The sequence below is a fragment of the Variovorax sp. EL159 genome, assembly GCF_900100965.1.
GTDB lineage: Bacteria > Pseudomonadota > Gammaproteobacteria > Burkholderiales > Burkholderiaceae_C > Variovorax.
Genome location: NZ_FMUJ01000003.1, coordinates 831,758 through 852,712 on the forward strand (window position 1 = coordinate 831,758; position 20,955 = coordinate 852,712).

At 65.8% G+C, this 20,955-nt stretch carries 19 protein-coding genes; 8 read left to right on the forward strand and 11 right to left on the reverse strand.

Going from position 1 to position 20,955, the window contains the following annotated elements; translation table 11 throughout:
* The first annotated feature begins 22 nt into the window (after positions 1–22).
* The 6 genes from BLQ28_RS16020 to BLQ28_RS16045 all read left to right on the forward strand — a co-directional run bounded on the left by BLQ28_RS16020 (position 23) and on the right by BLQ28_RS16045 (position 6,854).
* Positions 23–1,198 (forward strand): MFS transporter, encoded by a 1,176-nt coding sequence (locus BLQ28_RS16020; protein WP_093241096.1) that lies wholly within the window; start codon positions 23–25, stop codon positions 1,196–1,198.
* A gap of 114 nt (positions 1,199–1,312) precedes the next feature.
* Positions 1,313–2,833 (forward strand): 3-hydroxyacyl-CoA dehydrogenase, encoded by a 1,521-nt coding sequence (locus BLQ28_RS16025; RefSeq protein WP_093241099.1) that lies wholly within the window; start codon positions 1,313–1,315, stop codon positions 2,831–2,833.
* Between the two features lie 43 nt (positions 2,834–2,876).
* Complete coding sequence (locus BLQ28_RS16030; protein WP_093241102.1) at positions 2,877–3,656, forward strand: oxepin-CoA hydrolase, alternative type; 780 nt, start codon at positions 2,877–2,879, stop codon at positions 3,654–3,656.
* 61 nt (positions 3,657–3,717) lie between these two features.
* Positions 3,718–4,437, forward strand: coding sequence for a Crp/Fnr family transcriptional regulator (locus BLQ28_RS16035; protein ID WP_093241105.1), 720 nt, complete (start codon positions 3,718–3,720; stop codon positions 4,435–4,437).
* 9 nt (positions 4,438–4,446) lie between these two features.
* Positions 4,447–5,553, forward strand: coding sequence for a phosphotransferase (locus tag BLQ28_RS16040; protein WP_093241108.1), 1,107 nt, complete (start codon positions 4,447–4,449; stop codon positions 5,551–5,553).
* A gap of 29 nt (positions 5,554–5,582) precedes the next feature.
* Positions 5,583–6,854: an acyl-CoA dehydrogenase family protein gene (locus tag BLQ28_RS16045; protein WP_093241111.1), complete on the forward strand. Its 1,272-nt coding sequence runs from the start codon at positions 5,583–5,585 to the stop codon at positions 6,852–6,854.
* A gap of 80 nt (positions 6,855–6,934) precedes the next feature.
* On the opposite strand, the gene BLQ28_RS16050 is transcribed toward BLQ28_RS16045, so the two are convergent.
* The 5 genes from BLQ28_RS16050 to BLQ28_RS16070 all read right to left on the reverse strand — a co-directional run bounded on the left by BLQ28_RS16050 (position 6,935) and on the right by BLQ28_RS16070 (position 12,436).
* Positions 6,935–7,417, reverse strand: a complete 483-nt coding sequence (locus BLQ28_RS16050) for a GNAT family N-acetyltransferase (RefSeq protein ID WP_093241114.1) — start codon at positions 7,415–7,417, stop codon at positions 6,935–6,937.
* Positions 7,414–8,751: a phosphoglucosamine mutase gene (glmM, locus tag BLQ28_RS16055; protein ID WP_093241117.1), complete on the reverse strand. Its 1,338-nt coding sequence runs from the start codon at positions 8,749–8,751 to the stop codon at positions 7,414–7,416. Before glmM ends, BLQ28_RS16050 begins: the two co-directional genes overlap by 4 nt.
* A complete protein-coding gene (folP, locus tag BLQ28_RS16060) occupies positions 8,748–9,563 on the reverse strand; it encodes a dihydropteroate synthase (RefSeq protein ID WP_093241120.1) in 816 nt (271 codons plus the stop codon). Before folP ends, glmM begins: the two co-directional genes overlap by 4 nt.
* Positions 9,564–9,684: 121 nt before the next feature.
* The gene (ftsH, locus tag BLQ28_RS16065; protein WP_093241123.1) at positions 9,685–11,601 is read right to left on the reverse strand and encodes an ATP-dependent zinc metalloprotease FtsH; all 1,917 of its coding nucleotides are present in this window, start codon (positions 11,599–11,601) and stop codon (positions 9,685–9,687) included.
* A 166-nt stretch (positions 11,602–11,767) separates the two neighbouring features.
* On the reverse strand, positions 11,768–12,436 hold the full coding sequence (locus tag BLQ28_RS16070) for an RlmE family RNA methyltransferase (protein ID WP_093241126.1): 669 nt from the start codon (positions 12,434–12,436) through the stop codon (positions 11,768–11,770).
* 31 nt (positions 12,437–12,467) lie between these two features.
* Here BLQ28_RS16070 and BLQ28_RS16075 point away from each other — a divergent pair, with 31 nt between their 5' ends.
* Together BLQ28_RS16075 and BLQ28_RS16080 are read left to right on the forward strand one after the other, a co-directional pair.
* Positions 12,468–12,947, forward strand: coding sequence for a YhbY family RNA-binding protein (locus BLQ28_RS16075; RefSeq protein ID WP_093241129.1), 480 nt, complete (start codon positions 12,468–12,470; stop codon positions 12,945–12,947).
* A 41-nt stretch (positions 12,948–12,988) separates the two neighbouring features.
* Complete coding sequence (locus tag BLQ28_RS16080) at positions 12,989–13,708, forward strand: glycosyltransferase (RefSeq protein ID WP_256327322.1); 720 nt, start codon at positions 12,989–12,991, stop codon at positions 13,706–13,708.
* A gap of 37 nt (positions 13,709–13,745) precedes the next feature.
* On the opposite strand, the gene BLQ28_RS16085 is transcribed toward BLQ28_RS16080, so the two are convergent.
* The 6 genes from BLQ28_RS16085 to BLQ28_RS16110 form a co-directional block, all read right to left on the reverse strand.
* On the reverse strand, positions 13,746–14,162 hold the full coding sequence (locus BLQ28_RS16085) for a DUF4149 domain-containing protein (RefSeq protein WP_093241135.1): 417 nt from the start codon (positions 14,160–14,162) through the stop codon (positions 13,746–13,748).
* Positions 14,163–14,173: 11 nt separating this feature from the next.
* Positions 14,174–14,650, reverse strand: coding sequence for a transcription elongation factor GreA (greA, locus tag BLQ28_RS16090; protein WP_013541721.1), 477 nt, complete (start codon positions 14,648–14,650; stop codon positions 14,174–14,176).
* Between the two features lie 65 nt (positions 14,651–14,715).
* Positions 14,716–15,585 carry a Kdo hydroxylase KdoO gene (locus tag BLQ28_RS16095; RefSeq protein WP_093241138.1) on the reverse strand — a complete coding sequence of 290 codons (870 nt, stop codon included), beginning with the start codon at positions 15,583–15,585 and terminating at the stop codon, positions 14,716–14,718.
* A gap of 8 nt (positions 15,586–15,593) precedes the next feature.
* A complete protein-coding gene (gene carB / locus BLQ28_RS16100; protein ID WP_093241141.1) occupies positions 15,594–18,842 on the reverse strand; it encodes a carbamoyl-phosphate synthase large subunit in 3,249 nt (1,082 codons plus the stop codon).
* Positions 18,835–20,028, reverse strand: coding sequence for a glutamine-hydrolyzing carbamoyl-phosphate synthase small subunit (gene carA, locus BLQ28_RS16105; protein ID WP_093241144.1), 1,194 nt, complete (start codon positions 20,026–20,028; stop codon positions 18,835–18,837). The genes carB and carA overlap by 8 nt, the downstream gene beginning before the upstream one ends.
* A 140-nt stretch (positions 20,029–20,168) precedes the next feature.
* Positions 20,169–20,954: a TrmH family RNA methyltransferase gene (locus tag BLQ28_RS16110; protein ID WP_093241147.1), complete on the reverse strand. Its 786-nt coding sequence runs from the start codon at positions 20,952–20,954 to the stop codon at positions 20,169–20,171.
* Position 20,955 lies beyond the last annotated feature (1 nt).

A 20,955-nucleotide genomic window follows, 5' to 3' on the forward strand; every position in this document is an offset into this window, starting at 1 on the left:
AGCCGAAGGCTGAGGGCACTCAGTGACCCGGCCTGCGCCGCGGGGCGCCCTCTGGGCGCTGCTGGCCGGCAATTTCGTGATCGGCACGGGCGTGATGGTCGTGCCCGGCACGCTCAATGAAATCAGCACATCGCTCGCCGTCAACGTCGCGACTGCGGGCCAACTGATCACAGCCGCCGCCGCGGTGATGTGCATCGGCGCCCCGCTGCTGGCCGCGGCCGTCGCGGGCTGGGACCGCCGCCAGTTGCTGGCCCTCACCCTGCTCTGGTATGCCGCCGGGCACGCACTCTCGGCGCTGATGCCGAGCTTTGCCGCCCTGCTGCCGGTACGCATGCTCACCGTGATCGCGCCCGCGATCTTCACGCCCCAGGCCGCCGCCTGCGCCGGCATGCTGGTGCCGCCCGAACAGCGCGGACGCGCCGTAACCTTCGTCTTTCTGGGCTGGTCGATGGCCTCGGTGCTGGGCTTGCCCATCGGAGCGCTCATCGGTGGCCACCTGGGCTGGCGGATGGCCTTCCTGGCGATCGCGGCGCTGAGCGTCGTGAGCGCGGCCTCGGTCTGGCTCACTCTTCCCCAGGGCATTCGCCCGGCCGCGCTGACGGCCGCCGCATGGTCGCGCGTGCTCCGCAGCCCGGTGTTGATGGGCATCGTCTCGGTCACGGCGCTGCAAGGGGCCGGCCAGTTCGTGCTCTTCAGCTATTTCGGCCCGATCCTCAAGCAGGGCTTCGGTGCCGACGCCACCACGCTGAGCGTGATGTGGGCGTTGTTCGGCGCCTGCGGGCTGGTCGGCAACATGGTGGTCAGCCGTTTCATCGACCGGATCGGTGCCGGGCGCATGGTGCTGGTCACAACCATGCTGATCGCGCTGAGCCTGCTGCTGTGGCCGATGGCCTCCACGCTGGCCTGGCTGGCCGTGGTGCTCGTGCCCTGGGGCCTGGGCTGCTTTGCCACCAATTCGGCCCAGCAGGCGCGCCTCGTGGGCCTGGCGCCCACCCTTGCGCCGGGCTCCGTCGCGCTGAACAGCTCGGGCATCTATACCGGCCAGGCGGTGGGCGCGGCGCTCGGCGGCTGGCTGCTGGCCAACGACGCGGCCGCCTGGATGAACTGGGTCGGCTTTGCACTGATGCTGGTCGCCATTGCCCTGAGCACGGCCATCGACCGCAGCCACCGGCCGGCCACGAATCGCGCCCCCGCGTAAGACCCGTCACGCCCTGACCGCGCGAAATTGCAAAATCGGAGCCTGCAGCCGCGCTTCGCTCCCCGCCCGCGCGGCAGCCACGGATACCACCCAACCAGCGAAAATCTTCATCCAATGACAGTGAACTACACCCGAATCGGCGTGATCGGCGCCGGCGCCATGGGTCGCGGCATCGCCCAGATCGCCGCCCAGGCGGGCAGCGAGGTGCTGCTGCTCGACAGCTTTGCAGGCGCCGCCGAGCGCGGCCGCGAAGCCCTCGTCGCCCAATGGAACAAGCTGCACGAGAAGGGCAAGATCGACGCCGCCGTGCGCGATGCCCAGATCGCCCGCGTCAAGGCGGTCGATTCCATCCAGGCCCTGACCGGCTGCGATCTGGTGATCGAGGCCGTGGTCGAAGACCTTGAGGTCAAGCGCAAGCTGTTCCGCGAACTCGAAACCGTGGTGGCCCCGACGGCCACGCTGGTCACCAACACCTCCTCGCTTTCGGTCACGGCCATCGCGGCCGGCTTGGCGCACCCGGAACGCATCGCGGGCTTTCACTTCTTCAACCCCGTGCCGCTCATGAAGGTGGTCGAGGTGGTCGCGGGCTTCAAGACTGCGCCCGAGGTCTGCAAGCAGCTCGCCGGCTACGCCGCCCAGATGGGCCACAGCGCCGTGCAGGCGCAAGACACGCCCGGCTTCATCGTCAACCATGCCGGCCGCGGCTACGGCACCGAAGCGTTGCGCATCGTCGGCGAGGGCGTGGCCGATTTCGCGACCATCGACCGCATCCTGAAAGACCAGGCGGGCTTTCGCCTTGGCCCGTTCGAGCTGATGGACCTGACGGCGCTCGACGTTTCGCATCCGGTGATGGAGTCGATCTACCACCAGTACTTCGAGGAGCCCCGCTTCCGCCCGAGCGTGATCACCGCGCAGCGCCTGGCAGCTGGCGCACTGGGCCGCAAGACCAACGAAGGCTTCTACCGCTACAACGACGGCGTGATGCAGCAGACGCCCGAGGCGCCTGTACCCGTGGTGGAAGGGGCCGCATCGGTCTGGGTATCGCCGCGCGCCGCGCGTCGCGCCGAACTGCTGCGCCTCGTGAACACGCTGGGCGCGCAGATCGACAGCGGCGCCACGGCCGCGCCGCATTCGCTGATCCTGGTCGCACCGCTGGGCTTCGACGTGACCACCGTCGCCGCCGTCGAGCGCCTGGACGCCACGCGCACCATCGGCATCGACATGCTCATCGACGACGCCGCCACCAAGCGCCGCGTGCTCGCCACCAACCCGGCCACGCGCCGCGACATCCGCGATGCTGCGCACGCCCTCTTCGCGCGCGACGGCAAGGCTGTGAGCGTGATCCGCGACAGCGGCGGCTTCGTCACGCAGCGCGTGATCGGCACCATCGTCAACATCGCCACCGACATGTGCCAGCAGCGCGTGTGCTCGCCGGCCGATCTTGAAACGGCTGTGCAGCTGGGCCTGGGCTACCCGCGCGGCCCGCTCGCCATGGGCAACCTCTACGGCCCGACCAACATGCTCGAAGTGCTGTTCAACCTGCAGACCGTGTATGGCGATCCGCGCTATCGCCCCAGCCCGTGGCTGCGCCGCCGCGGCGCGCTGGGCCTGAGCCTGCTGCACGAAGAAGAATAAACAGACAAACAACCGACCGACCGACAGGAAACGCGACACAGCGATGACCGCCGAACTCAAGAGCACCAGCGAAGGCAGCACCATGGTGCTGACCATCGCCAACCCGACCCAGCGCAATGCGCTGGGCCCCGAGATCTACGCCGCGGGCATCGAGGCGCTGAACGGCGCCGAGGGCAGCGCCGAGATCCGCAGTGTCGTCATCGTGGGCGAAGGCGCATGGTTCTGCGCCGGCGGCTCGCTGCAGCGGCTGCTGGCCAACCGCGAGCTCGACCGCTCGGTGCAAGCCGAGAGCATCGAGGGCCTGCACAACTGGATCGACTCGATCCGCACCTTTCCCAAGCCGATCATTGCGGCAGTCGAAGGCGCGGCGGCGGGCGCGGGCTTCTCGCTCGCGCTGGCCTGCGACTTCGTGGTGGCCGCGCGCGACGCGGTCTTTGCGGCTTCGTACAGCAACGTGGCGCTGTCGCCCGACGGTGGCCTCAGCTGGCACCTGGGGCAGCAACTGCCGCGCCAGCTGGCCAGCGAATGGCTGATGAACGGCGAGCGCATCGGCGCACCGCGCCTGCACGCGCTCGGGCTGGTGAACGAGCTGACGGAAAACGGCCAGGCATTGGCGGGCGCACTGGCGCTGGCTGCCAGGCTCAACGCACGCGCGCCGAACTCGCTGGCCAGCATCAAGGAGTTGCTGAGCGAGGCACGGGGCGCCACGCTGGCCTCGCAGCTTTCGCAGGAGCGCGACCATTTCGTGCGCAACCTGCACCATGCGAACGCGGGCATCGGCATCGCCGCGTTCCTCGACAAGAAACCGCCGCAGTACGAGTAACGCCAAACGGCGTCGCTCCCGTGACACCCATCAGCTTTTCAGTCGCCGAGAGGACAGACCAATGGACGACCCCATTCTTACCATCGAAGAACGTGAAGCGATCAACAGTGGTCGCTGGTTTTCTTCCCTATCTCCATCGCTACGGCACGACATCCTCCGATGTGCTTTCGTCAAACGCTACAAGGACGGCGACCTGATCGCTGCCCGCGGCGACCCGCCCGAACACTGGATTGCCTGCGCCAAGGGCGCGGTGCGCGTCAGCTCGACGGCCGTCTCGGGCAAGCAGGTGACGCTGACCTACGTGGAGCCGGGCATCTGGTTCGGCGACGTGGCGATGTTCGACGGGGACCGGCGTACGCACGACACCTACTCGCACGGCGACAGCACGATTCTTTGCGTGGCGCGGGCCGACTTCCAGAAGATCCTCGCCTCGCACGTGGAGCTGTACGAAGCACTGATGCGGCTGCAGGCACGCCGCATCCGCACGTTGTTCGGGCTGGTGGAAGACCTCAACACCCTGCCCCTGCGGGCGCGGCTGGCCAAGCAGCTCATTCACCTGGTGCGCAGCTACGGCGTGCCCAACCTGGAAGACGGCAGCCAGATGCGCATCGGCCTGCAACTGGCGCAGGAAGAGCTCGCGCAGCTGCTGGGCGCCTCGCGCCAGCGGGTCAACCAGGAACTCAAGACCATGGAGCGCGAGGGCACGATCCGGATCGAGCCGGGCGGCCTCGTCGTTTTGGATCGCGCGGCTTTGATGCGCGTGTCGGAAGCAGAAAGCTAGAAAGCTGAAATGAGCCAGGACTTCTCCAACTTCATCGGCACCCGCGCCGTTTCACAACAGCACGCTTTCGACGTCGATGCGCTCGCAGCCTGGCTCGAAAAGAACCTCGACGGTTTCAAGGGGCCGCTCACGGTCGAGATGTTCAAGGGCGGGCAATCGAACCCGACCTACAAGCTCGTGACGCCCTCGCAGAGCTATGTGATGCGTGCCAAGCCGGGCCCGGTCGCCAAGCTGCTGCCTTCGGCCCATGCGGTCGAACGCGAATTCAAGGTCATGAGCGGCCTGGCCGGCACCGACGTGCCTGTGCCGCGCATGCACTGCCTGTGCGAAGACGAAAGCATCATCGGCCGCGCCTTCTACGTGATGGAGTTCATGCAGGGCCGCGTGCTGTGGGACCAGTCGCTGCCCGGCATGAGCAACGCCGAGCGCGCCGCCCATTACGACGAAATGAACCGCGTGATCGCGGCGCTGCACACGGTCGACTTCGCTGCCCGCGGCCTGGCCGACTACGGTAAGCCCGGTAATTACTTCGAGCGCCAGATCGGTCGCTGGAGCAAGCAGTACAAGGCCTCGGCCGATGGTGCCGGCGAGCTGTCGCAGCCCATCGAGGCCATGGAGCGGCTGATCGACTGGCTGCCTGCTCACATGCCGGCCAGCGCACGCGACGAAACCAAGGTGTCGATCGTCCATGGCGACTACCGCCTGGACAACGTGATGTTCCACGCCACCGAGCCGCGCATCATCGCGGTGCTCGACTGGGAGCTGTCCACGCTGGGCCATCCGCTGGCCGACTTCAGCTACCACTGCATGTCGTGGCACATGCCGCCCACCACGGGACGCGGCATCGGGGGCGTGGACGTCGCCTCGCTGGGCATCCCCACCGAGAGCGAATACATCCGCCGCTATTGCGAACGCACCCGCATCAGCACACCCGAGGCGCTGGCGCCCGACTGGAATTTCTACCAGGCCTACAACCTGTTCCGCATGGCCGCGATCCTGCAAGGCATTGCCAAGCGGGTCGAGGCCGGTACCGCATCGAGCGAACAAGCCGTGGCTTCTGCCCGCGGCGCGCGTCCGATGGCCGAAATGGCCTGGCAGTTTGCCCAAAAGGCGTAACCAGCCCCAACACCCACCAGGAGACGAAGATGGATTTCGAATACTCGGCCAAAACCAAAGATCTGCAGAAACGCGTCAAGGCGTTCATGGATGAAAACATCTACCCGGCCGAAGCCGAGTACAGCGCCGAGCTGGCTGCCAACACGGCTGCCGGCAAGCGCTGGACCGCACTGAAGACGGTCGAGAAGGTCAAGGAAAAGGCCAAGGCCCAGGGCCTGTGGAACCTGTTCCTGCCGGTCGACAGCGCCTCGGCCTCCGGCTACGCCGGTGCAGGCTTGACCAACCAGGAATACGCACCGCTGGCCGAGATCATGGGTGCGGTGCCGTGGGCGAGCGAAGCCTTCAATTGCTCGGCGCCCGACACCGGCAACATGGAAACCATCGCGCGCTACGGCTCCGAAGAGATCAAGGCACGCTGGCTCAAGCCGCTGCTCGAAGGCCAGATCCGCTCGGCCTTCGCGATGACCGAACCCGAAGTGGCCTCCAGCGACGCCACCAACATCTCGACGCGCATCGAACGCCAGGGCGACGAGTACGTGATCAACGGCCACAAGTGGTGGATCTCCGGTGCGGCCGACCCGCGCTGCGCGGTGTACATCACGATGGGCAAGTCCGACCCCGATGCACCCCGCCATTCGCAGCAGAGCATGATCATCGTGCCGGCGGACGCCAAGGGCATCCGCATCGTGCGCCCGCTGAACGTGATGGGCTACGACGACGCGCCGCACGGCCACGTCGAGATGTACTTCGAGAACGTGCGCGTGCCGGTGGGCAACATCCTGCTCGGCGAAGGCCGCGGCTTCGAGATCGCCCAGGGCCGCCTTGGCCCCGGACGCATCCACCATTGCATGCGCCTGATCGGCCTGGCCGAGCGCGCGTTGGAGCTGATGTGCAAGCGCGCCTCTTCGCGCGTGGCCTTCGGCAAGACCGTCGCGTCGCAGACCGTGACGCAGGAGCGCATCGCCGAAGCCCGCTGCAAGATCGACATGGCCCGCCTGCTCACGCTCAAGGCCGCATGGCTGATGGACGTGGCCGGCAACAAGGTCGCCAAGAACGAGATCGCGATGATCAAGGTGGTGGCACCGAGCATGGCCTGCCAGGTGATCGACTGGGCCATGCAAGTGCACGGCGGCGGCGGCATGTGCGACGACTTCCCGCTGGCCAACGCCTACGCCCACGCGCGCACGCTGCGCTTTGCGGACGGCCCGGACGAAGTGCACCGCAATGCCATCGCGAAGTGGGAACTGGGCCGTTACTCGGCCGACAAGACCGAAGCCGACATGCCTGTCACCCGCTTCTGATCTGTCTTACCTCCGCTCCCTCGCGGAGAGGGTTGGGGCAAGGGCTGACGGCGATGCACTCGCCTCGGCCCTTTTTGCTTTCAGAGCTTCTTCTGCAGGAAAACCGCGTGCCCGAAGGCCGGGTCGAGCTGGTAGCTGGTGAAGCCTTCGCGCTCGTAAGTGCGCAGCGCCGGCGCATTGCCCGACAGCACTTCGAGCGTGAGCTTGCAGGCGCCGCGCCTGCGCGCTTCCTGCACCACTTCGGCAAACATCTTCTGCGCCACGCGCTGCCCGCGATGGCTGGCCAGCACGACCACATCGTGCACATTCACCAGCGGCTGGCAGGCGAAGGTCGAAAAGCCTTCGATGCAGTTGATGAGGCCCACGGGCGTGCCGCCGTCGAAGGCCCGCACGCTGAAGGCTTGCGGGCGCGCTGCCAGCGCAGCGGGCAGTTGCTCGCGCACGGCCGCGTCGAGTGGTGTGCCACCGCCCGCAGGGTCGCTCGCATAGCTGTCGAGCAGGTCGACCACGGCCGCGGCTTGCGCAGCGTCGCGGTAGTTCGCGACCAGGGTTTCGATGCTCACGGCGCCACCTCCAGCGTAGCCGCCAGACGCTTCGCGCACGACCTGGACTGCTCCGCATCGCGCGCCTCGACCATCACGCGCACCAGCGGCTCGGTGCCGCTCGCACGGATCAGCACGCGGCCCGCATCGCCGAGCTCGGCCTCGATGCGCTGCGTTTCGCTGGCGAGCGCCTTGTTGCTCTTCCAGTCCTGGTCCGGCGCGAGGCGCACGTTGATCAGCGTCTGCGGGAACAGCGTGACGCCTTCGAGCAACTGCGCCACCGTCTTGCCGCTGCGCACGCAAGCCTGCAGCACCTGCAGCGCGCTCACGATGCCGTCGCCCGTGGTGTGGCGGTCGAGCGCGAGCAAATGCCCCGAGCCTTCGCCACCGAGCAGCCAGCCGCGCTTGTCGAGTTCTTCGAGCACATAGCGATCACCGACCTTGGCGCGCACGAACTCGATGCCCTGCCCGCGCAACGCCACTTCAACGGCCTTGTTGGTCATCAGCGTACCGACCACGCCCACGGGCTTTTCGCCACGCGCGATGCGCTCAGCCACCATCAGGTAGAGCAGCTCGTCGCCGTTGAACAGGCGCCCGCTCGCGTCGACCAATTGCAGGCGGTCGGCGTCGCCGTCGAGCGCGATGCCGTAGTCGGCCTTCTGCGCAGTCACTGCGGCAACCAGCGCCTCGGGATGCGTGGCGCCGAAGCCCTTGTTGATGTTGAGCCCGTCGGGCGCGCAACCGATGCTGGTGACCTCGGCCCCCAGTTCATGGAACACGTTGGGCGCCACCTGGTAGGCCGCGCCGTGTGCTGCATCAACCACCAGCTTCATGTCCCGCAGCGTCAGGTCGTTCGCGAAGGTGCTCTTGCAGAACTCGATGTAGCGGCCGGACGCGTCGTTGAGGCGGCGGGCCTTGCCGAGATCGGCGGAGGCAGCCCACACCGGCGCTTCTTCGAGCGCGGCCTCGACGGCCAGCTCCCATGCGTCGTCGAGCTTGGTGCCCTGCGCACTGAAGAACTTGATGCCGTTGTCCGGGAAGGCGTTGTGGCTCGCGCTGATCACCACGCCGAGGCTCGCGCGCTGGGCGCGCGTGAGGTAGGCCACGCCAGGCGTGGGCAGCGGACCCAGCAGCACCACGTCGACACCCGCCGAATTGAAGCCCGATTCGAGCGCCGATTCGAGCATGTAGCCGGAGATGCGGGTGTCCTTGCCGATGAGCACCGTGGGGCGAGGCTGGGTTTTCTTGAGCACGCGGCCGACAGCATGCGCCAGGCGCAGCACGAAGTCAGGGGTGATGGGCGCCTGGCCAACAGTGCCGCGGATGCCGTCGGTGCCGAAATATTTACGGGTCATGGTGATTGGGTATGTTCTTGTGGTTGTTGTGATTCCTGCGCTCTCATGGCATGCCATACCGCGATGGCTGCGACCGTGTCGTGCACATCGTGCACGCGCACGACGGCCGCGCCACGCTCGACGGCCAGCAGCGCCGCAGCCACGCTGGGCACGATCCGCTCATGCGCCACGCCGATCCCGGTGACGGCACCGATGGACGACTTGCGCGACCAGCCCAACAGCAACGGATAGCCACCTTCGAGCAGCGCGCCCTGCCGTGCCAGCAACGCGAAATTCTGCGCCACGGTCTTGCCGAAGCCAACGCCCGGATCGAGCGTGACGCGCGAGGGGTCGATGCGCAATGCACGAAGCCGCGCCACCTGCTCGGCCCAGAACGACAGCACTGCGGGGATCACGTCGCCATCCATGGGCGCGGCCTGCATGGTCTGTGGATCGCGGTGCATGTGCATCAGGCAGATGCCGCATGAAGGATGCGCGGCGACGGCTTCCAGCGCACCCGGCTGGCGCAGGGCCCAGATGTCGTTGACGATGTCCGCGCCCAGGTCGAGCACCGCGCGCATGACTTCGGGCTTGTAGGTGTCGATGGAGAGCGGCACGTTCAGCTTCACGGCCTCGCGCACCACAGGCAGCACGCGCGCCAACTCGGCATCGAGTGGCACGGCCGGGCTGCCGGGGCGGGTCGATTCACCGCCGATGTCGAGGATGTCCGCCCCCTCTTTCAGCAGCTGTTCGCAATGCTTCAGCGCGGTGCTGGTGGACGCATGCGCGCCACCATCGGAAAAGGAGTCGGGCGTGACGTTGACGATCCCCATCACGCGCGGTTGCGCGAGATCGATTGCGAAGCGCGAGGTCTGCCAGACCGCCCCCTTCTTCGGGGTTGCGCCATGGAAAACGGGGCCAGAGGCCCCGTTGCTGCTAGATGCCAAGCCCACCTCAGGCCGCAGTAGGCGCCGGGTCGGGATTGACTGCCGGCGTGCCACCGCTGCCGCCGCTGCCCGAAGGCGGAATGCGCGGCGTCCAGTCCTTGGGCGGACGCGGTGCGCGGCCGGCCATGATGTCGTCGAGCTGTTCGCTGTCGATGGTTTCCCACTCGAGCAGCGCTTTGGCCATCGCGTGCATCTTGTCGCTGTTCTCTTCGATCAGGCGGCGCGCCAGGGCGTACTGCTCGTCGATGATGCGGCGCACTTCGCCGTCGACCTTTTCCATGGTCTGCTCGCTCATGTTCGTGGTCTTGGTGACCGAGCGGCCCAGGAACACTTCACCTTCATTCTCGGCATAGACCATCGGGCCCAGCGCATCGGTCATGCCGTAGCGCGTGACCATGTCGCGAGCGATGGAGGTCGCGCGCTCGAAGTCGTTGCTGGCGCCGGTGGTCATCTGGTGCATGAACACTTCTTCGGCGATGCGGCCACCGAACAGCATGCTGATCTGGTTCAGCATGTATTCGCGGTCGTAGCTGTAACGGTCTTGCGCCGGCAGGCTCATGGTCACGCCAAGGGCGCGGCCACGCGGGATGATCGTGACCTTGTGGACCGGGTCGCACTTGGGCAGCAGCTTGCCGATGAGGGCGTGGCCCGACTCGTGGTAAGCCGTGTTGCGACGCTCTTCCTCGGGCATGACCATGCTCTTGCGCTCGGGGCCCATGAAGATCTTGTCCTTGGCCTTCTCGAAGTCCTGCATTTCGACCACGCGTGCATTGCGGCGTGCGGCCATCAGGGCAGCTTCGTTGCAGAGGTTGGCCAAGTCGGCACCGGACATGCCGGGCGTGCCGCGGGCGATGACGCTCGGGTTCACGTCCTGGCCCAGCGGGACCTTGCGCATGTGCACGCCGAGGATCTGTTCGCGGCCGCGGATGTCGGGCAACGTGACGTACACCTGACGGTCGAAACGACCGGGGCGCAGCAGCGCGGCGTCCAGGATGTCGGGACGGTTGGTGGCAGCCACCACGATCACGCCGAGGTTGGTTTCGAAGCCGTCCATCTCGACCAGCATCTGGTTGAGCGTTTGCTCGCGTTCGTCGTTGCCGCCGCCGAGGCCGGCGCCACGCTGGCGACCCACCGCATCGATTTCGTCGATGAAGATGATGCAGGGAGCGTTCTTCTTGGCGTTCTCGAACATGTCGCGGACACGGGCAGCGCCCACGCCGACGAACATTTCAACGAAGTCGGAACCGGAGATCGAGAAGAAAGGCACCTTGGCTTCGCCGGCAATCGACTTGGCCAGCAGCGTCTTGCCGGTGCCGGGCGGGCCGACCAGCAGCAGACCGCGCGGAATGCGGCCACCGAGTTTCTGGAAGCGCTGCGGGTCTTTCAGGAAGTCGACGACTTCACGGACTTCTTCTTTCGCCTCGTCGCAGCCTGCGACGTCGGCGAAGGTCACCGTGTTGTTGTTCTCGTCCATCATGCGGGCCTTGCTCTTGCCGAAGCTGAACGCCCCGCCCTTGCCGCCGCCCTGCATCTGGCGCATGAAGTAGATCCAGACGCCGATCAGCAGCAGCATCGGGCCCCAGCTCACCAGCAGCGTCATGAGGAGCGAGCCCTCTTCACGCGGCTTGACGTCGAACTTGACGTTGTGGTCGATCAGGTCGCCCACAAGGCCGCGGTCAAGCACCGTGGCGGTCGTGCGGATCTTGCGATCGTCATTGGTGACGGCGATGATCTCGCCGCCGCCGGCGCCCTCGGGAATGACGGCGCTCTTGATCTGGTTGTTCCGGACCTGGTCAAGGAACTCGGAGTAGCTGACTGCTCCCGAGCCGACGCCACCGCGGGTGTCGAACTGCTTGAACACAGTGAACAACACCATGGCAATGACGAGCCATACGGCAACTTTGGAAAACCACTGATTGTTCAAACGAAGCTCCAGTCGAAAGCGCGTGACGGGAATGTGAAATACGCGCTGTGGGTACGCAATTGCGCCCCATTTTAGGCTTTTCAAGCTGCGAAAAGCGGGCATTTCCCTAAAGCAGCCATAGGCTGACAGGGGTTTGCGCCCTGAGCGCACGCCCCACGGCAAGGTATCAAGGCGTATCCGTTGCCTTCAGGCCCATGCCGACCAGGAAGGTCTCGGACGATTTGTCCCGTGACGCCTTGGGTTTGAAAGGCTTCACGGTGCGGAAATTTGCCTTGAACAGCTTGACCAGCTCGTCGTAGCCGCTGCCATGAAAAAGCTTGGCCACCAGGGCGCCATCGGGCTTCAGGTGGTGCTGGGCAAAGTCGATGGCAAGCTCGATCAGGTGCGCCACGCGGGCCGCATCGGCCGAATGGATGCCCGACAGGTTGGGTGCCATGTCCGACACCACAAGATCGGCCTTGCGGCCCGCCAGCACGCCCAGGACCTGCTCCAGCAGCTCCGCCTCACGAAAATCCCCCTGCAGGAAGGTCACCCCCTCGATGGGCTCCATCGGCAGGATGTCCAGCGCGATGATCGTGCCGTTCAGGGCGCCGGCCGCGGCGCCGTCGGGCGACATGCGCCGCCGCAGGTACTGGCTCCAGGCCCCGGGCGTGGAGCCCAGGTCGACCACGAGTTGGCCCGGTTTGATCAATCCGAGCGACTCGTCGATCTCCTTGAGCTTGTAGGCGGCGCGTGCGCGATACCCCTCTCGCGTGGCCAATTTCACGTACGGATCATTGATGTGATCGTGAAGCCAGGCTTTGTTGACTTTTTTGCTTTTTGCTTTAGTGCTCATGGGGTGCTTATCTACCCTCGATAATACGGGGATGCCCGCCATTCAACTTACCCCTGCCGAGCGCAAGGTGCACCGCGCCGAAGCTCACCACCTGGATCCGATCGTCATGGTCGGTGGAGACGGGCTCACCCCTGCCGTGAAAAAAGAGGCGGACGCCGCCCTCAAGGCCCACGGCCTGATCAAGGTGCGCGTGTTCTCCGATGATCGCCTCGCCCGCGATGCCATGCTGCAAACGCTGGCAGACGAACTCGACGCCGCCCCGATCCAGCACATCGGCAAGCTGCTGGTGCTCTGGCGTCCCAAGCCCGAAAAGGAGCGCGTGGTCGATGAAGACCGCATGCCCGGCCCGCGCGACGTCAAGGTCCTGAAGTACAGCAAGCGCGGCGGCCAACGCCCCGAAATCAAGACCTTGCGCGTGCTCGGCAACCAGCGTCTCACGCCGGGCGGCACCATCAAGCGCGCCAAGGCCAAGCGGCCGCTGTCGGCCAAGAAACGCAACCAGGCAGACTGAACTTGGCGGCAGCGCAAGGCGCGCAGCGCCATATCCTCTGCATGAAATGGGGCACGAAGTATGGCCCCGAATACGTCAACCGCCTCTACGCGATGGTGCGCCGCAACCTCAGCGGCGACTTCAAGTTCGTGTGCCTGACGGACGACAGCAACGGCATTCGCCCCGAGGTGACCTGCCTGCCGATTCCGCCGCTGAACCTCCAGCTGGCTCCCGGCCAGCGCGACGGGGCCTGGAAAAAGCTCACGACCTTCGAGCAGGACCTCCACGGCCTGCGCGGCACCGCCCTGTTCCTGGACGTCGACGTGGTCATCGTGGGCAGCCTGGACGCCTTCTTCGAACAGCCCGGCGAGTTCCTGATCATTCACGACTACGCCCGCCCCTGGCGGCGCGGCCGGATCACGGGCAACTCGTCGGTCTACCGCTTCGAGCTGGGCGCCCATGCCGACGTGCTGGCGTACTTTCGCGCCAACATGGACAAGGTCCAGGCCGAGTACCGCAACGAGCAGGCCTACCTCTCGGATGTACTCCATAACCAGGGCAAGCTGGCCTATTGGCCCGAAGCCTGGTGCCCGAGCTTCAAGTACCACGGCATCCCGACCTGGCCGACCAACTACTGGGAAGAGCCCTTCGTGCCCGAAGACGCACGCATCATGGTGTTCCACGGCGAGTGCAACCCGCCCGATGCCCTGGCGGGTCGACGCAATCGCGCCTTCCGCTATATCCGGCCGGCGCGCTGGGTCGCGAAGTTCTGGAAAGAATGACCTGGCTGGCGGCCTCCAAGGCCGCCGCCACGACCGCTCAGTGCGATGGGCGAGCGCCCATGCGCCAGAGCAGCACCCCGGCGCACACCCACTGCACAAAGTACATGCCCGTGCCCACGGGGTGCCACAGCTTGAGATTTTCCCGCGCCAGGATGCGGGGTGCCACGGCGTATTGCTGAAGCAGTGCCATCAGCAGCGCACCCAGGATCAGGAAGATGGCCGTCAACGCGGGGCCATCCATGCGCTCGTCGGCCTTGCTGCGGAAGTGGATCAGCAGGATCAGTCCGCAGGCAATCGCGACCCAGCTTTGCGCCTCGAACAGCTGTCCGGCGAAGTTGCCGGCCACCGAAGGGTTGCCGAGCCTGGCAAACAGCATCGGCACCACCAGAAAGCCGACAGTGGTGAGGCTGCCCCACCAGAAGGCGGCCAGCATCAACGCAATGCGGTCTTTCATCGAATGCCCACTCAGAGGTAGCGGACGGCCACGATCTCGTAGCGCTTCAGGCCGCCTGGCGCCTGCACCTCGGCCGTGTCGCCCTCTTCCTTGCCGATGAGCGCACGCGCGATCGGGCTGGAGATGTTGATGAGGCCCAGCTTCAGGTCGGCTTCGTCTTCGCCGACGATCTGGTACTTCACTGCTTCGCCGCTCTCTTCTTCTTCAAGTTCGACGGTCGAACCGAAGACGACCTTGCCGCCGGCATCGAGTTCGCTCGGATCGATGATCTGCGCGGCCGACAGCTTGCCTTCGACTTCCTGAATGCGGCCTTCGATGAAGCCCTGGCGGTCTTTCGCGACTTCGTACTCGGCGTTCTCGCTCAGGTCGCCCTGGGCACGTGCTTCCGAGATCGCGTTGATGACCCAGGGGCGCTCCACCGTCTTGAGCTGATGCAATTCCGCACGCAGTTTTTCAGCGCCGCGCTTGGTGATGGGAATGGTGGCCATGTTGTTGGTTCTCCATAAAGCGAAACCGCCGAACGCTGCCGTTCGGCGGTCGATGAGGGACAGGATCAGACGAGTGTGCGTCCGGTCAGCCGGCTCAGGATGGCGAGCGGGCTCGAGTCGGGATTGTATTGCTTCGACGCCGCCAGATGAAGGGTCTGCTCGAGCATGTATTGGCCCGCCATCACGGCGTGCGAGGTCTGGTCCGAGAAGCACACCCACACCGATCCGGGCGGGAATTTCGCCGTCTCTTGCGGTGAGCTTTCCTGGTACGCCATGTCCGACTTCATGCCGTCGTGCAGCTGCAGCATCAGGTGGTCGTACTCGCTGCGGAACGACTTGGTCACATGCAGCGCCTGCAGCAGCTTCGCCTGCCAGCGCGCATAGGGCTTGGCCCGCGGCAGGAAGCGCTTGGCGATGTCCTCGAAGGGCTCGCCCACGCGCCACACGCGCGGTGCGCCTTCAGGATTGACGTTGGTGAACACGCGCAGGATGCGCTCGCCATAGTTCGGCCGCGACGGAAACGCATCGACGTGCAGGCGCCGATCGTCCGCGCGCCACGACTGCACGCGCGTCTCGACCTGCGCGGGCCGGTAGCTCGTGGGCGCGAGGCGCAAAGCCGGCGTGTAGTGCGGCAGCAGGCCATGGATCAGCTGCTGCGCCTGGGTGCGAAACCGCCCCACCATCGCGGCCGCAGTGCGCTGCACTGCCTCGTCGCCCACGGCGCCCTTGAGCTTGCCGTTGGCATCGAGGCTGATGTTGCGCACGTCGGGCGACAGCAGGCTGGGCGTCAGCAGGCTGCGCTCTTCGGACAGCAGCTCGAAGCCCAGCCGTGGAAAGTACAGCACCTTGCCCGCTTCCAGTTCCGCGATCCACGCCTCGTTGGGCGTGGCCGCGTTCCAGTCGCGCAGGTCCAGTTCGACGAGCTGGGTTTCCATGACGGCGCTCAGGCGGCAGCCAGTTGCGCGTGCATCTCCTGCACCGAGATCACGCCCAGTTCGTCCATGAAGCCCATGCCCTCGACCGCGGCTTCGGCGCCGAAGATCGTGGTGAACGTCGTCACGCGGGCCAGCAGCGCCGAGGTACGGATCTGCCGCGAATCGGTGATGGCGTTGCGGCGCTCTTCCACCGTGTTGATGACCAGGGCAATCTCGTTGTTCTTGATCATGTCCACGATGTGCGGGCGGCCTTCGGTCACCTTGTTCACCGTCGCGCACTCGATGCCTGCCGCGCTGATGGCGGCAGCGGTGCCCTTGGTCGCGATCACTTCAAAGCCCAGCTTGACGAGGCCACGCGCCACTTCGACCGCGCGTGCCTTGTCGTTGTTCTTCACCGAGATGAAGACCTTGCCCGACTTCGGCAGGTGCGTACCGGCACCCAGTTGCGACTTCACGAAGGCTTCGCCGAAGGTCTTGCCCACGCCCATCACTTCGCCGGTCGACTTCATCTCGGGGCCGAGGATGGTGTCCACGCCCGGGAACTTGACGAACGGGAACACGGCCTCCTTCACGCTGAAGTACGGCGGCGTGACTTCCTTCGTCACGCCCTGCGATGCCAGCGACTGGCCGGCCATGCAGCGAGCCGCCACCTTGGCGAGCTGGATGCCAGTGGCCTTGCTCACGTAAGGCACGGTGCGCGATGCACGCGGGTTCACTTCGAGCACGTAGATGACGTCCTTGCCTTCTTTCTGCTGGATGGCGAACTGCACGTTCATCAGGCCGACCACGTTCAGGGCCTTGGCCATGGCGGCGCTCTGGCGCTTCAGTTCGGTGATGGTTTCAGCGCTCAGGCTGTAAGGCGGCAGCGAGCAGGCGGAGTCGCCCGAGTGCACGCCGGCCTGTTCGATGTGCTCCATCACGCCACCGATCAGCGTGGCGCCTTCGCCGTCGCGGATGCAGTCGACATCGCACTCGACAGCGTCGTTCAGGAAGCGGTCGAGCAGCACGGGCGAGTCGTTGCTCACCTTGACCGCTTCGCGCATGTAGCGCTCGAGGTCGCGTTGTTCGTGCACGATCTCCATCGCGCGGCCGCCCAGCACGTAGCTCGGGCGCACCACCAGCGGATAACCGAGGGCCGCAGCCTTTTCGAGCGCTTCGGGCTCGGTGCGCGCGGTGGCGTTCGGCGGCTGGCGCAGGCCCAGCTCATGCAGCAGCTTCTGGAAGCGCTCGCGGTCTTCGGCCGCGTCGATCATGTCGGGCGTGGTGCCGATGATCGGCACGCCGTTGGCTTCAAGGTCGAGCGCGAGCTTCAGCGGCGTCTGGCCACCGTACTGCACGATCACGCCGAGCGGCTTTTCCTTGTCGACGATCTCCAGCACGTCTTCGAGCGTCAGCGGCTCGAAGTACAGGCGGTCGGAGGTGTCGTAGTCGGTCGACACGGTCTCGGGGTTGCAGTTGACCATGATGGTCTCGTAGCCGTCTTCGCGCATCGCGAGTGCGGCGTGCACGCAGCAGTAGTCGAACTCGATGCCCTGGCCGATGCGGTTGGGACCGCCGCCGAGCACCATGATCTTCTTCTTGTCCGTCGGATCGGCTTCGCACTCGTCCTCGTAGGTCGAGTACATGTAGGCGGTGTTGGTCGCGAACTCGGCCGCGCAGGTGTCCACGCGCTTGTAGACCGGGCGCACGCCGAGGGCGCGGCGCTTTTCGCGGATCGCGGTGTCGGTGGTCTTCAGCTGGCGCGCCAGGCGGCGGTCGGAGAAGCCCTTCTTCTTCAGCGCAAGCAGCGTGTCCTTGTCGATGTCGTCCAGCGACTTGGTTTCCAGCTCGAGTTCGATCTTCACGATCTCTTCGATCTGCACCAGGAACCACGGGTCGATCTTGGTCAGCGCGAACACTTCATCGACGCTCAGGCCCATGGCGAAGGCGTCGCCCACGTACCAGATGCGCTCGGGACCGGGCTCGCCCAGTTCCTTTTCGAGCACTTCGCGGTCTTGCGTCTTCTCGTTCAGGCCGTCGACGCCCACTTCGAGGCCGCGCAGGGCCTTCTGGAACGATTCCTGGAAGGTGCGGCCCATGGCCATCACCTCGCCCACCGACTTCATCTGCGTCGTGAGACGCGAGTCGGCCTGCGGGAATTTTTCGAAGGCGAAACGCGGGATCTTGGTGACCACGTAGTCGATCGACGGTTCGAACGACGCCGGCGTGGCGCCGCCGGTGATTTCGTTGCGCAGCTCGTCGAGCGTGTAGCCCACGGCCAGCTTGGCCGCGACCTTGGCGATCGGGAAGCCGGTGGCCTTGGAGGCCAGCGCCGACGAACGCGACACGCGCGGGTTCATCTCGATGACGACCATGCGGCCGTCCTTCGGGTTGATGGAGAACTGAACGTTCGAGCCGCCGGTGTCGACGCCGATCTCGCGCAGCACGGCCAGCGAGGCGTTGCGCAGGATCTGGTATTCCTTGTCGCTCAGCGTCTGAGCCGGCGCCACGGTGATCGAGTCGCCGGTGTGCACGCCCATCGGGTCGAGGTTTTCGATCGAGCAGACGATGATGCAGTTGTCGGCCTTGTCGCGCACGACTTCCATCTCGTACTCTTTCCAGCCGAGCAGCGATTCTTCGATCAGCAGCTCGTTGGTGGGCGAGGCTTCGATGCCGCGCTTGCAGATGGTCTCGAACTCTTCGGGGTTGTAGGCGATGCCGCCGCCGGTGCCGCCGAGCGTGAAGCTGGGGCGGATCACCGTGGGGAAGCCGACCGAGCGCTGTACAGCCCAGGCTTCGTCCATCGAGTGGGCGATGCCGGAACGCGCAGAACCAAGACCGATCTTGGTCATCGCGTCCTTGAACTTCAGGCGGTCTTCGGCCTTGTCGATGGCTTCGGGCGTGGCACCGATCAGCTCGACCGGCTTGTTGGTGGAAGCGCCCGTGTACTTGTCGAGCACGCCGTTGCGCCAGAGATCGAGCGCGCAATTCAGCGCGGTCTGGCCGCCCATGGTCGGCAGGATCGCGTCGGGGCGTTCCTTGGCGATGATCTTCTCGACGGTCTGCCAGGTGATCGGCTCGATGTAGGTGACGTCGGCCGTGGCCGGGTCGGTCATGATCGTCGCGGGGTTGCTGTTGATCAGGATGACCTTGTAGCCCTCTTCGCGCAGCGCCTTGCAGGCTTGCACGCCGGAGTAGTCGAACTCGCAGGCCTGGCCGATGATGATCGGGCCGGCGCCGATGATGAGGATCGATTTGAGGTCTGTGCGCTTAGGCATTCTTGCTCTCCGTCTTTTCCGTCTTGTTCTTTTCCATGAGTGCCGTGAAACGGTCGAACAGGTAGCCGATGTCGTGCGGGCCCGGCGAGGCTTCCGGGTGGCCCTGGAAGCAGAACGCGGGCTTGTCGGTGCGCGCCAGGCCCTGCAGCGTGTTGTCGAACAGGCTGATGTGCGTGGGGCGCAGGTTGGCCGGCAGCGACTTCTCGTCGACCGCAAAGCCGTGGTTCTGGCTGGTGATGCTCACGCGGCCGTTGTCCAGGTCCTTCACCGGATGGTTCGCGCCGTGGTGGCCGAACTTCATCTTGAAGGTCTTGGCGCCGGAAGCCAGCGCCATGATCTGGTGGCCCAGGCAGATGCCGAAGGTGGGAATGCCGGTCTCGATCAGTTCCTTGACGGCGCTGATGGCGTAGTCGCAAGGCTCCGGGTCGCCGGGGCCGTTGGCCAGGAAGATGCCATCGGGCTTGAGCTTGAGCACGTCGGCCGCGGGCGTCTGCGCTGGCACCACGGTGATGCGCGCGCCGCGCTGCGCGATCATGCGCAGGATGTTCTTCTTGACGCCGTAGTCGAAGGCCACGACGTGAAAGCGCGGCGTGATCTGCACGCCGTAGCCCGCGCCGAGCTTCCACTCGGTCTCGGTCCATTCGTAGGTCTGCGTGACCGACACCACCTTGGCGAGGTCGAGGCCGGCCATGCTCGGCGCGGCCTTGGCTGCGGCGATGGCCTTGTCGATCAGCGCCTGCGTGACGGCTTCGCCTTCGGCCAGGCCCAGGATGCAGCCGTTCTGCGCGCCATGGGTTCGCAGATGGCGCGTAAGCTTGCGGGTGTCGATGTTCGCGATGGCCACCGTCTTGCCGGCCACGAGGTATTCGCTCAGCGTGGCGGTCTTGCGGAAGTTGGAGGCGACGAGAGGCAGGTCCTTGATGATCAGGCCCGCGGCATGGATCTTGTCGGCTTCGATGTCTTCACCGTTGACGCCGTAGTTGCCGATGTGCGGATACGTGAGGGTCACGATCTGCTGGCAGTAGCTCGGGTCGGTGAGGATTTCCTGGTAACCGGTCATGGCGGTGTTGAACACCACTTCACCGGTCGTGGAGCCGGCGGCCCCGATCGAATTGCCTTGAAAGACCGTGCCGTCTGCGAGCGCCAGGATGGCGGGCGGGAAACTTCCCTTGAGAGACAAAAGCACTGGGTTCTCCGGATGGTTACGGTCGCCCGGAGCCCCAGGCGCGTTGCCTGCGGACTGCTGCTTAAGGGGATTTTGGCGTTAAAGGCGGCCGGGCGACGCTATTTGCGAGTAAGCCCCCGATTGTAGCCCGGACTGAAGCCCTATCCGGCCTGGAGGGCTGCTCCGCTCGCGTGAAGACAGATGGCGGCGGCCGCAGCCACGTTCAGCGACTCCTCGCCGCCAGGCTGGGCGATGCGGATGTGATGGGTCGCCCGAGCTTCGAGCGCGGGCGAAACGCCCTGCCCCTCGTGACCCATCAGCCAAGCGCAAGGATGCGGCAGACGGGCCTTGTGCAGCCATTCGCCACGATGGGAGCTGGTCGCGACGAGCGGCACCTTCAGGCTGTCGAGCAGGTCTGCCTCCACCCCTTCGATCAGCCGCAGGCCGAAGTGGGCCCCCATGCCGGCGCGCAGCACCTTGGGCGCCCACAGCGCGGCCGTGCCCTTGAGCGCGATCACCTGGGTAAAGCCGAAGGCGGCCGCGCTGCGCAGGATGGAACCCGCGTTGCCGGCGTCCTGCAGGCGGTCGAGCACCACGCTCGGCGCGTCCGGGAGCAATTCGGGCCGCGCCACCAGATCGAGCACGAAACCCATCGGCGCTGGCGACTCCAGCCCGCTGACGCCCCGCAGCAGATCGTCGCCGACCACTACCGTTTTGATAGCACCACTCGACCATTCGGCGGGCGCTTGCGGCCAGAAGGATTCCGAAAACACCGCGATTGCGGGCTTCACGCCGCGGGCAAGCGCCGCTCGGCACAGGTGATCGCCCTCGAGCCAGATGCGGCCCAGCTTGCGGTACGCGCCCGGGTCCTGGGCTAGCTTGCGCAAGTCCTTGAGGAGCGGGTTGTCGCGCGAGCTGATGTGGCTCGCGCCAGTGTCGGATGTCATG

Excerpts from the sequence above, each read along its gene's own strand:
- BLQ28_RS16085 (WP_093241135.1), bottom strand. The coding sequence starts at position 14,162 with ATGAAAGACCGCATTGCGTTGATGCTGGCCGCCTTCTGGTGGGGCAGC.
- greA (WP_013541721.1), bottom strand. The coding sequence starts at position 14,650 with ATGGCCACCATTCCCATCACCAAGCGCGGCGCTGAAAAACTGCGTGCG.
- BLQ28_RS16075 (WP_093241129.1), top strand. The coding sequence starts at position 12,468 with ATGCCCGCCATTCAACTTACCCCTGCCGAGCGCAAGGTGCACCGCGCC.
- BLQ28_RS16030 (WP_093241102.1), top strand. The coding sequence starts at position 2,877 with ATGACCGCCGAACTCAAGAGCACCAGCGAAGGCAGCACCATGGTGCTG.
- BLQ28_RS16080 (WP_256327322.1), top strand. The coding sequence starts at position 12,989 with ATGAAATGGGGCACGAAGTATGGCCCCGAATACGTCAACCGCCTCTAC.
- folP (WP_093241120.1), bottom strand. The coding sequence starts at position 9,563 with ATGGGGATCGTCAACGTCACGCCCGACTCCTTTTCCGATGGTGGCGCG.
- BLQ28_RS16110 (WP_093241147.1), bottom strand. The coding sequence starts at position 20,954 with ATGACATCCGACACTGGCGCGAGCCACATCAGCTCGCGCGACAACCCG.
- carB (WP_093241141.1), bottom strand. The coding sequence starts at position 18,842 with ATGCCTAAGCGCACAGACCTCAAATCGATCCTCATCATCGGCGCCGGC.
- BLQ28_RS16045 (WP_093241111.1), top strand. The coding sequence starts at position 5,583 with ATGGATTTCGAATACTCGGCCAAAACCAAAGATCTGCAGAAACGCGTC.
- BLQ28_RS16070 (WP_093241126.1), bottom strand. The coding sequence starts at position 12,436 with ATGAGCACTAAAGCAAAAAGCAAAAAAGTCAACAAAGCCTGGCTTCAC.
- BLQ28_RS16035 (WP_093241105.1), top strand. The coding sequence starts at position 3,718 with ATGGACGACCCCATTCTTACCATCGAAGAACGTGAAGCGATCAACAGT.
- BLQ28_RS16095 (WP_093241138.1), bottom strand. The coding sequence starts at position 15,585 with ATGGAAACCCAGCTCGTCGAACTGGACCTGCGCGACTGGAACGCGGCC.
- glmM (WP_093241117.1), bottom strand. The coding sequence starts at position 8,751 with ATGACCCGTAAATATTTCGGCACCGACGGCATCCGCGGCACTGTTGGC.
- BLQ28_RS16040 (WP_093241108.1), top strand. The coding sequence starts at position 4,447 with ATGAGCCAGGACTTCTCCAACTTCATCGGCACCCGCGCCGTTTCACAA.
- BLQ28_RS16025 (WP_093241099.1), top strand. The coding sequence starts at position 1,313 with ATGACAGTGAACTACACCCGAATCGGCGTGATCGGCGCCGGCGCCATG.